Source organism: Methylopila musalis (assembly GCF_042679725.1).
GTDB lineage: Bacteria > Pseudomonadota > Alphaproteobacteria > Rhizobiales > Methylopilaceae > Methylopila > Methylopila musalis.
Window position 1 is genome coordinate 1 of record NZ_JBHTMX010000208.1, and the last position, 4,892, is coordinate 4,892.

General features: G+C 69.5%; 4 protein-coding genes. 1 reads left to right on the forward strand and 3 read right to left on the reverse strand.

Going from position 1 to position 4,892, the window contains the following annotated elements; genetic code table 11:
- The coding region (locus ACFQ4O_RS15170) for an ELM1/GtrOC1 family putative glycosyltransferase (RefSeq protein WP_378776801.1) at positions 1-526 on the reverse strand (526 nt) is incomplete at its 3' end.
- A 698-nt stretch (positions 527-1,224) separates the two neighbouring features.
- Here ACFQ4O_RS15170 and ACFQ4O_RS15175 point away from each other — a divergent pair.
- Positions 1,225-3,216, forward strand: coding sequence for an acyl CoA:acetate/3-ketoacid CoA transferase (locus ACFQ4O_RS15175; protein ID WP_378776807.1), 1,992 nt, complete (start codon positions 1,225-1,227; stop codon positions 3,214-3,216).
- Positions 3,217-3,665: 449 nt separating this feature from the next.
- On the opposite strand, the gene ACFQ4O_RS15180 is transcribed toward ACFQ4O_RS15175, so the two are convergent.
- Together ACFQ4O_RS15180 and ACFQ4O_RS15185 are read right to left on the reverse strand one after the other, a co-directional pair.
- Positions 3,666-3,875, reverse strand: a complete 210-nt coding sequence (locus ACFQ4O_RS15180) for a hypothetical protein (RefSeq protein WP_378776803.1) — start codon at positions 3,873-3,875, stop codon at positions 3,666-3,668.
- A 78-nt stretch (positions 3,876-3,953) separates the two neighbouring features.
- A complete protein-coding gene (locus tag ACFQ4O_RS15185) occupies positions 3,954-4,766 on the reverse strand; it encodes a creatininase family protein (RefSeq protein WP_378776805.1) in 813 nt (270 codons plus the stop codon).
- Between the last annotated feature and the right edge of the window lie 126 nt (positions 4,767-4,892).

The window sequence follows — 4,892 nt, forward strand, 5'->3', positions numbered from 1 at the left end:
GGCGGGCCTCGGCGGCGTCGAGCATGAGCGGGCGGCTCGATCCGCCGGCGAGCAGCACGAGCCGGGGCGACGGGAGCGCTGCGAGCGCCGGCGGAATCGCCTCGGCCTCGGCGGGCGCATGGGCCAGCGGCAGCGTGTTGCGGATCACGTTGGCGCGCGCCGGCAGGCCGTATTGCGCGGTGGTGACGACGCGGTCGAACCAGGACAGCGGCGCCCAGGGGCGTCCCACATGCACGAGCCGCGTCCGGCCGCCGGACGCCATGCGGATCCAGAGCGCGATCGGCGCGGAGCGCTTGCCGGCGGCGATCACCACGTCCGGCCAGGGCGGCGCCACGAGGGCGCGGGACTCGAGCGTCAGCGTGTGCAGCGAGCCCCGCCGCAGCAGGGTGGGCAGCGCGCGTCCGGGATTGAAGCGCAGCGGCTTGGCCTCGAACGGCAGGCCGGCGGCCTCGGCCAGAGTGAGCACCTGCCGGTTGTCGCCCGCGCGCCGGCCGAGCAGCGCCCACACGCGCGGGGCCTCAGCCATGTGCGAGGCGACCGCGCGCGATGCGCCGGCCCTGCGGCGTGCGAGCCTGTGAATCATGGACCGTGGCGCTCCCCCGCGGCCGCGCCCCCACGCGCCCGTGGGGCTCTCCATAGACGGCGACCACAACGCCCATGCGACGGCCCGGCTCCCCAAAGCGTCCGCCCGGCGTCACGGCGCGCGGGAATGACCTGAGAGCAGTACGAAGCAGGGCGTATCGCCGCAAGGGACGGCGCGTTTCGCGCGTTATCCGCCAAGGGGTGCGCCGGAACGTCGCAGGCGACGCGCGAAGCATCCTCCGCGTCAAGCCGTCGAAACTCCCCTGAAAGTCTAAGACGTCATGCTGCGGTGCAAACACGAGGATGCGCGGGCGCAAGCCATGGGCGTCAGCGCCGCCCGCCGGGATTCCAACGGAAACGGCGACGATCGCGTGCATTGCAGCTTAAGGGAATATGCGGCTTCCTAGAAGAAAAACTGAAACACGCAGTTCAGATGCGGAGAACGATATTGAGGCATCCAGTATGCCAGATGTCTTCTCTTGCCTGTCTTTGCCTAAAACTGCGACATTTGCTGCATTGCGACGCCTTTGGGCGCGATTTACCGTCGTTCTTCGAAGCGTTAGAGACTGCTTCGGCGCGCTGTCATGGCCCTGCGCCGACGGCGGCGCGAGACACAGGCGGGAGGGACGCGGTTTGGCCCAGATGAAAAAGAACAAGGTCATCACGGCCGATCAGGCGGTGGCTCTGATTCGGGACAACGACGTGGTCACCACCACCGGCTTCGTGCAGAGCTGCATTCCCGAGGCGCTGCACGCCGCGATCGAGAAACGCTTCGTCGACACGCAGCAGCCGAAGAACCTGACGCTGATCATGACCGCGGGCGCGGGCGACTCGAAGGGGCTCGGCACCGGCCGCCTGCACCACGAAGGCCTGCTCGGCCGCGTGATCGCCGCCAATTTCGGCCGCATGCCCAAGGTGGCCGAGGCGGCCCGGGACAACAAGATTCAGGGCTACAACCTGCCCCAGGGCGTCATTTCCCAGCTCTACCGCGCCTGCGCCGCCGGCCAGCCCGGCCTGTTCTCCAAGGTCGGCCTGCACACCTATGTGGATCCGCGCCAGGGCGGCGGCCGGGTGAACGACGTCACCCAGCAGGACATCGTCGACGTGGTCGAGGTCGCGGGCGAGGAGTGGCTGTTCTACAAGGCCACCAAGATCGACGTGGCGCTCATCCGCGGCACCAGCGCCGACCCCCATGGCAACATCTCCATGGAGAAGGAGGCGCTGACCCTCGACGTGCTGGCCCAGGCCATGGCGGCCCGCAACAACGGCGGCATCGTCATCGCGCAGGTGGAGCGCATCGTCGACGACGGCTTCCTGTTGCCGAAGGACGTGCGCGTGCCGGGCATCCTGGTGGACTGCGTCGTCGTGGCCGAGCCCGAACAGCACCGCATGAACTACGGCGTCGTGCACAACCCGGCGCTCGCCGGGCAGATCCGCGTGCCGGTCGCCAACATGGCGAAGGCCGCGCTGGACGCCCGAAAGGTCATCGCCCGCCGCGCCGCCTTCGAGCTGCCGCCGAACGGCGTGGTCAACCTCGGCGTCGGCGCGCCGGAGGGCATCTCCGCGGTCGCGAACGAGGAGCGGGTGACGCCTTACATCACGCTCACCACCGAGGCCGGCGCGGTCGGCGGCGTGCTGGCGAGCGGATCGAGCTTCGGCGCCGCCACCAACGCCGACTGCGTCATCGACCAGAACCAGATGTTCGACTTCTACGACGGCGGCGGGCTCGACATGACCTGCCTCGGCATGGCGGAGGCGGACCAGCACGGCAACGTCAACACCTCCAAGTTCGGCGGCAAGCTGAACGGCTGCGGCGGCTTCATCAACATCAGCCAGAACGCCCGCACCGTGGTGTTCGCCGGCACGTTCACGGTCGGCGGCCTCGACGTCGCCATCGAGGACGGCCGCGTGGTGATCAAGCAGGAGGGGCGCTCCCGCAAGTTCATCCGCCAGGTGGAGCAGAACACCTTCTCCGGCCCCTACGCCCAGACCCGCGGCCAGCCGGTCCTCTACGTCACCGAGCGCTGCGTGTTCGAGCTGACGCCCGAAGGCCTGGAGCTGACCGAGATCGCGCCGGGGATCGACATCCACCGCGACATCCTCGCCCACATGGACTTCAAGCCCATCATCCGCCGTCCGAAGATGATGGACCCGCGCATCTTCCGCGACGAGCCGATGGACCTGCTGTCCGACCTGCTCAACCTGAAGCTGTGCGAGCGCATCAGCTACGACGCCTCCCGCAACATGCTGTTCCTCAACCTCGAGGGCTGGCACTGCCGCACCAAGGAGGACATCGCGGACCTGCGCAAGGCGCTGGTGGACGCCTGCGTGGCGGCGGGCAAGCGGGTGAACTCCGTCGTCAACCACGACGGGTTCAAGATCTCCGACAGCCTCTACGACGATTACGCCGAGATGATCGAGTATCTGCTCGAGCATCACTACGAGACCACCACGCGCTACGCGACCAACGCCTTCCTGCGCATCAAGATGCAGGAGGCGCTGAAGCGCCGGGGCGTCGCCCCGCACGTGTTCGAGCGCAAGGAGGAGGCGCACGCCTTCCTGGAGGCCACCGCCTCTTCCGCCAACCGCGCAGCCAAGGGCGAGCGCACGGAAAAGGAAACGGTCGCCGCCTGACGCCGCGCCGCTTCTCCTCACCAAAAGCCCCGCCGCGCGACCCGCGCGGCGGGGCTTTGTTTTTTTGGGAACGCTGAGGAAGGGGCGCGCGCCGACCTCCCTTGTCCCGGCCTTGAGCCGGGACCCAGAACCGCTGGAGTTTCAGAACAGGACGCGACGCTCGCAGAGCGTTATCCGGCGACCGTCGGCGTGTCTGGGTCCCGGATCACGTCCGGGACAAGAAAGGCGTCTGCATCAGTTTCAGGTTAGGCGAAACCCTTTCAGAAAGCGGACGCGTCAGCGCCCACCCCCTTGTCCCGGCCTTGAGCCGGGACCCAGAACCGCTGGACTTTCAGAACGCGCCGCGACGATCGGAGAGCGTTACCCTGCGACGGTCGGCGTCTCCGGGTCCCGGATCGAGTCCGGGACAAGAAAGGCCCGCGCCCCCCAACGATGCCCGGAAACGGCGTTCAGGCCTTCACGATGACGCTGAGCAGCGCGCGGGCGACCTCGGGCGTGACCTTGCGGCGGTACTTGCGGTGGACCAGCTGGCCGTTGTGATAGACGTCGTGCTCCACATAGACGTGCGAGCCGTCCCAGCGAAGGATGTCGTCGCTTTCGGTGGTCTCGATCACGGACAGGTCCTGAATCAGGACGCCCTCGGGACGCGTGTCGCGCATTCGGCGGTCTCCCTCCGCTCTTGATGGGTTGAGGCCATGGTGGGACGGCCGGCGTCGCTTGTCGAGCGCCGGAACGGCTTAATCCCCGAGCGGTCCTGCGACGAGACGCTCCAGCGGGAAGCGCGCCACGTCGGCGAGCAGCGCCGCGAAGGCCGCCGCGCCATGGGCGAGCGCCGCCTCGCCCTTGGCCGCCGTGGCGGCGGCGGCGTTTCCGACCGCGCCCGAGGGGTGAAGGTCCTGCGCCATCCAGCCGAAGCCCGCGGGCGTGCTGGCGCGCAGCTGCGCGAACTCCCGCTCCATGGCGCGGGTGGCGGGGGTGAAGTCCCGCGCCTTGTCCATCCGCACCAGATCGGGCGCCAGCGCCAGCATCAGAGAGGTCTCGACCTCGCCGCCATGGACGCCGTGCCGGAGCTCGTCGGCCGCGAACAGGCCGTCGGGATAGCCGAGGCGATGCCAGCTGGTGAACGCCGCCAGCAGGCCGAACTCGATCCGCAGCGCCCGCGTCGCCGCGTCCATGGCCGGGCCGTTGCCGCCATGGCTGTTGACGACCACCAGCCGCCGCAGGCCGGCGCGCGCGACCGAGCGGCCGATCTCCGTCCAGGCGGCGATGGCGGTCTCGGGCGGCAGGGTCAGCGTGCCCGGAAAGCCGAGATGCTCGGGCGAAACGCCGATCGCCTGCGCGGGCAGCACGGTGACGGGCAGCTCGGCGGGCGTGAGCGCGAGGGCGCGGTCGAGATAGCCTTGGCCGATGATGGCGTCTGTCCCGAGCGGCAGGTGCGGTCCGTGCTGCTCCACCGCGGCGAGCGGCAGCACGGCGACCCAGGACGACCGGTCGGCGCCGGCGAAATCGTCGGTGGTCATCTCGTCCCAGCGGCGGCGCGGAAGGCTCATGCAGTCGCTCCTGTGGGCGGCGTGGCGCGGGTATGGCGCAGAATGAGCCCGACCGCACGCGCCATCTCGGCGCACGGCGCGCCGGCGGCGTCCGGCCGGCGGCGGGCGCAGGGCAGGCCCGCCTCC

Coding starts and splice junctions, on each gene's coding strand:
- ACFQ4O_RS15180 (WP_378776803.1), bottom strand. CDS start 3,875: ATGCGCGACACGCGTCCCGAGGGCGTCCTGATTCAGGACCTGTCCGTG.
- ACFQ4O_RS15185 (WP_378776805.1), bottom strand. CDS start 4,766: ATGAGCCTTCCGCGCCGCCGCTGGGACGAGATGACCACCGACGATTTC.
- ACFQ4O_RS15175 (WP_378776807.1), top strand. CDS start 1,225: ATGAAAAAGAACAAGGTCATCACGGCCGATCAGGCGGTGGCTCTGATT.